This window comes from Luteibacter sp. (assembly GCF_051958795.1).
Lineage (GTDB): Bacteria > Pseudomonadota > Gammaproteobacteria > Xanthomonadales > Rhodanobacteraceae > Luteibacter.
In genome coordinates, this window is the sequence record NZ_JBQCFT010000185.1 from 1 (window position 1) to 5,148 (window position 5,148).

4 protein-coding genes are annotated in these 5,148 nt (G+C 67.2%); all 4 read left to right on the forward strand.

Annotated elements, in window-relative coordinates; all coding sequences use genetic code 11:
* A partial coding sequence (gene ilvD, locus ACTHLF_RS09510) for a dihydroxy-acid dehydratase (RefSeq protein ID WP_440326894.1) occupies positions 1-1,446 on the forward strand: 1,446 nt, incomplete at its 5' end.
* 140 nt (positions 1,447-1,586) lie between these two features.
* Positions 1,587-2,606, forward strand: a complete 1,020-nt coding sequence (ilvC, locus tag ACTHLF_RS09515; RefSeq protein WP_440326895.1) for a ketol-acid reductoisomerase — start codon at positions 1,587-1,589, stop codon at positions 2,604-2,606.
* A 207-nt stretch (positions 2,607-2,813) separates the two neighbouring features.
* Positions 2,814-4,607, forward strand: a complete 1,794-nt coding sequence (ilvB, locus tag ACTHLF_RS09520) for a biosynthetic-type acetolactate synthase large subunit (protein ID WP_440326899.1) — start codon at positions 2,814-2,816, stop codon at positions 4,605-4,607.
* 2 nt (positions 4,608-4,609) lie between these two features.
* On the forward strand, positions 4,610-5,089 hold the full coding sequence (gene ilvN / locus ACTHLF_RS09525; protein ID WP_440326897.1) for an acetolactate synthase small subunit: 480 nt from the start codon (positions 4,610-4,612) through the stop codon (positions 5,087-5,089).
* Positions 5,090-5,148: the final 59 nt, after the last annotated feature.

The window sequence follows — 5,148 nt, forward strand, 5'->3', positions numbered from 1 at the left end:
GTCATCACCGATTCGATCGAGCTGGCCGTCGATGGCCATTGCCTCGATGCGATGGTGGTGCTGTGTGGTTGCGACAAGACCATCCCCGCCGCGGCGATGGCCCTGGCCCGCCTGAATATCCCGGGCGTTGCGCTCTACGGCGGCAGCATCGACCACGGCAGCCGCAACGGCTGCGCGATCACCGTGCAGAACGTGTTTGAAGCCGTGGGCGCGCATGGTGCCGGCAAGATCAGCGATGAAGAGCTGGACGATGTCGAGCGCCACGCCTGCCCGGGCGCGGGTGCCTGCGGCGGCCAGTACACCGCCAACACCATGGCGATGGTACTGACGACGCTGGGCCTCACCCCGATGGGCCTGAACGACATCCCCGCCACGCATCCGTCGAAGCGCGATGCCGCGTTCCGTTGCGGTGAACTGGCGATGGAATGCCTCAACGCCGACCGCAAGCCCCGTGACGTGATGACCCGCGCCGCGTTCGATAACGCCGCCCGCGTCGTCGCCGCCACCGCTGGCTCGACCAACGCGGTACTGCACCTGCTGGCGATGGCGAACGAAGCGCGCGTACCGCTCTCGATCGAAGACTTCGAGCCGGCCTCGAAGAACACCCCGGTCATCGCCGACCTGATGCCGGGCGGCCGCTACAGCGCGGTGGAAATGTCCGCCGCCGGTGGCGTCGCCGTCGTCGCCCGTGAACTGCGTGCGGCCGGCATGCTGTCGAACACCGACACGGTCACCGGCCGCACGCTGTTCGAGGAGCTCGACGCGGCGCCGCCCGCGACGGAAGGCCAGGTCGTCGTCCGCCCGGTGAGCAACGCCTTCAAGCCACGCGGCGGCTACAGCATCCTCTACGGCAACCTCTCTCCCGAAGGCTGCATCCTGAAGCTGGCCGGCCACGGGCGCAGCAGCCATGCCGGTCCGGCTCGTGTGTTCGAGAGTGAGGAAGAAGCGTTCGCCGCGGTGCAGGCCGGCCGCATCCGTGCGGGCGACGTCATGGTCATCCGCAACGAAGGCCCCGCAGGCGGTCCCGGCATGCGCGAGATGCTCGCCGTCACCGCGGCGCTGGTCGGCCGCGGCCTCGGCAACGATGTCGCGCTGATCACCGATGGCCGCTTCAGCGGCGCGACGCACGGCTTCATGGTCGGGCATATCGCACCGGAAGCCGCACGCGGCGGCCCGATCGGTTTGCTTCGCGAAGGTGACGCCATCTTCATCGATGCAACCACGCGCGAGCTGCGCACGGATGCCGACCTGGCCTCACGCCGAGGCACGTGGCGCCCCGCGGCGCCGAAGGTGACGCGTGGCGTACTCGCCAAGTACGCCCGCCTCGTCGGCTCCGCGGCCGAAGGCGCCGTCACCCAGGCGTTCGACGATGCACCCGCCACCGCACCACGCGTACGCCGCGAAATCGAAGACGAAGACATGACCCAGGAACTCATCGGTAACTAACCCCGACCACCGTAGGAGCCCACCCTGTGGGCGACATCTTTCGCCCCACCGCACGAGCCCCTGTCGCTCATCCGCGAACGGCGTCGCCCACAGGGTGGGCTCCTACAACAGCCATGCATTACTCGCCAAGGAAAACGATCATGACCGAGAAACAAGCCACCACCGCCCCGCTGCAGAACGCTCGCATCGCCGTGCTCGGCTACGGCAGCCAGGGCCGCGCGCATGCGCTGAACCTGAAGGACTCCGGACTCGACGTGGTCGTGGGCCTGCGCCCCGGCGGCCCTTCGTGGAACCGCGCCTACGTCGATGGCTTCGCCGTTGCCGAACCGGCCGATGCCGTGCGTGGTGCCGACCTGGTCGCCGTGCTGACGCCGGACATGACCCAGCCGGGCATCTACAAGGACGCGATCGAAGCGAACATCAAGCCGGGAGCCACCCTGCTCTTCGCGCACGGGTTCAACGTGCATTTCGGCCAGATCACCCCGCGCGCCGACATCGATGTCGTGCTCGTCGCGCCGAAGGGCCCGGGTGCCCTCGTTCGCCGCGAGTATGAGATCGGTCGCGGCGTGCCCTGCCTGTACGCCGTGCACCAGGACGCCACCGGCCATGCCAGCGAGAGGGCCACGGCGTATGCGGCCGGCATCGGCGGCGCCCGCGCCATGTTGATCGAGACCGACTTCAAGGAAGAGACCGAGACCGACCTGTTCGGCGAGCAGGCCGTGCTGTGTGGCGGCGCCTCCGAGCTGGTGATCAAAGGTTTCGAAACGCTGGTCGAAGCCGGCTACCGCCCGGAGATCGCGTACTACGAGGTTATGCACGAACTGAAGCTGATCGTGGATCTGTTCTACGAAGGCGGTATCGCCCGCATGCTCGAGTTCATCTCAGAGACCGCGCAGTACGGCGATTACACCCGCGGCCCGCGCGTGGTCGATGAAGGCACGAAGGAACGCATGAAGACCGTGCTGAAGGAGATCCAGGACGGCACGTTCGCCCGTGAGTGGACCGCCGAGTACAAGGCCGGCCTGCCGAACTACAAGGCATTCAAGCAGCGTGACCTCGAGCACCCGATCGAAAAGGTCGGCGCCCAGCTCCGCGCCCGCATGCCCTGGCTCGCTGCGAACCAGCCGAAGCCGGCCGAGGAACCGTCGAAGACTGCCTAGTCGATAGCCCATCGTAGGAGCCCACCCTGTGGGCGACCGCTTTCGCGTCAATGCGACAGGCCCTGCGGCTCTTTCGCGAAAGGCGTCGCCCACAGGGTGGGCTCCTACAGGACCACTGCCTACAAGGAAACCCAAGTGAACGCGCAACTGGATACCGTCGGCGACATTCGCCGCACTACCTCGAAGCACCCCCTGGCCGGGCGCGCCATGACCGGCGCCGATATCGTCGTGCAGGTGCTTGCCGATGAAGGCCTCGATGTACTTTTCGGTTATTCCGGCGGCGCGATCCTTCCCGTGTACGACGCGGTATTCCGTTTCAACGCCGAGCATGCGGGCGCCGACGGGAGTGAACCGCTCCCGCTGATCGTCCCCGCCAACGAGCAGGGCGCGTGTTTCATGGCGGCGGGCTACGCACGAGCCTCCGGCCGCGTCGGCGTCGCGCTTGTCACCTCCGGCCCGGGTGCCACCAATGCTGTGACGCCCGTGCGCGATTCCATGGCCGATTCCATCCCGCTGGTCGTTATCAGCGGCCAGGTGCCGACCGGCGCCATCGGTACCGACGCCTTCCAGGAGGCACCCATCAGCCAGATCATGGGCTCGTGCGCCAAGCACGTGTTCCTGGTGACGGATGCCACGACGCTCGAAGCGACGTTGCGCACGGCATTCCATATCGCCCGCAGTGGCCGCCCCGGCCCCGTCGTGATCGATATCCCCAAGGATGTGCAGAACGCCCCGCTCACCTTCGACGGTGGCCGCGAGTTGCCCGTCCGCGGGTATCGCTCGCGCCTGCACGCGGTGGAGTCCGCCACGCTGGACGACGCTCACTGCGCCGCCTTCTTCGATGCACTGGCGAAGGCCGAGCGCCCGCTCATCTATGCCGGCGGCGGTGTCGTCGCGGCCGGCGCTGCGGGTCCGCTGCGCGAGTTCGCGCACACGTTCGGCATACCCGTGGTCACGACGCTGATGGGCATCGGCGGTTTCGACACCACCGATCCGCTCGCGCTGCACATGCTGGGCATGCACGGCGCGGCATATGCCAACTACGCCATGGACGATTGCGACTTCGTCTTCGCCCTCGGTGCGCGCTTCGACGATCGCGTGGTCGGCGTTCCGGACCAGTTCGCACCGCGCGCCAAGGCCATCGCCCAGGTCGATATCGATCCAGCCGAGATCGGCAAGGTGAAGGCCGTGGACTGGCACCACGTCGGCTCACTGGAAACCACGCTGGACCGGCTACTGGCCTATGGCGCGCGCAAAGGCTTCCGCAAGGATCTCTCGGCGTGGCACCAGCACGTCGCCGCGCTGAAGCGCGAGCACAGGATGAATTTCTGCCGCGATGGCCAGCACATCCAGCCGTGCGCCGTGATCGAGGCAATCAACCGGATCACCAACGGCCGTGCCATCATCAGCACCGGCGTGGGCCAGCACCAGATGTGGGCCGCGCAATATTTCGATTTCCGCGAACCCCGTCACTGGCTCACCTCAGGCTCGATGGGCACGATGGGCTTTGGCCTTCCCGCCGCCATCGGCGCGCAGTTCGCCCGCCGCGACCTCACCGTGATCGACATCGACGGCGACGCCAGCATCCGCATGAATATTGGTGAGCTGGAAACCGTGACCACCTATAACCTGCCGGTGAAGATCGTCGTGCTGAACAACAGCGGTGACGGCATGGTCCGGCAGTGGCAGAAGCTGTTCTTCAAGGGACGTTTCTCCGCATCCGACAAGAGCCTGCACAAGAAGGATTTCGTCCGCGCCGCGCAGGCGGATGGGTTCGAGTGGGCGCAGCGCCTGGACGACCCCAAAGCCATCGAGGCGACCATCGCCGACTTCCTCGCTTTCGACGGCCCGGCGTTCCTGGAGGTGGTGATCGACCCCGATGCCGGTGTATATCCCATGGTGGGCCCGGGTGCGACCTATGCCGAGATGATCACCGGTGACTGGATCCCGAGCCGTAGCGCACCGGTGGCGCCGACGGGCCAGCCGACGGGGATGTTCTGACCATGCGGCATACGATTTCCATCCTGCTGCAGAATGAAGCCGGCGCGCTGGCACGCGTCGCCGGCCTGTTCGCGTCGCGTGGATACAACATCGAATCACTCACCGTGGCCGCGACGCACGACGAAGATGTGTCGCGCCTCACGCTCGTGGTGTTCGGTGACGACGCGGTGGTGGAGCAGATCATCAAGCAATCAGCGAAGCTGGTGGATGTCATCGAGATCGGCGAGCTCACGCGCAAGGTGCACGTGGAGCGCGAGTTGCTCGTGGCCCGCGTCGAGGCGGGCGGCGATGCCGTGGATACCTGCCTCGGCCGCTTCGGCGGCCGCCTGCTCCAGCGCGAAGGCGGGCAGTCCGTCGTCGAATTCACGGGGCGCGCGGATGAAGTGGATGCGTTCCTCGACGCGCTGCGCCTTGCCGGCGACATCGCCGACCACGCCCGCAGCGGCATCGCTGCCATAGAGCGGCCGCTGGTTACGGCGTAGCAACCACGACTGTGGGAGCGGGGGGGGGGGGGCGCGCGCGCCCCCCCGCGCCCCCCCAC

Bases quoted from the DNA above. Each gene is read 5' to 3' on its own strand.
- ilvC (WP_440326895.1), top strand. From the start codon at position 1,587: ATGACCGAGAAACAAGCCACCACCGCCCCGCTGCAGAACGCTCGCATC.
- ilvN (WP_440326897.1), top strand. From the start codon at position 4,610: ATGCGGCATACGATTTCCATCCTGCTGCAGAATGAAGCCGGCGCGCTG.
- ilvB (WP_440326899.1), top strand. From the start codon at position 2,814: ATGACCGGCGCCGATATCGTCGTGCAGGTGCTTGCCGATGAAGGCCTC.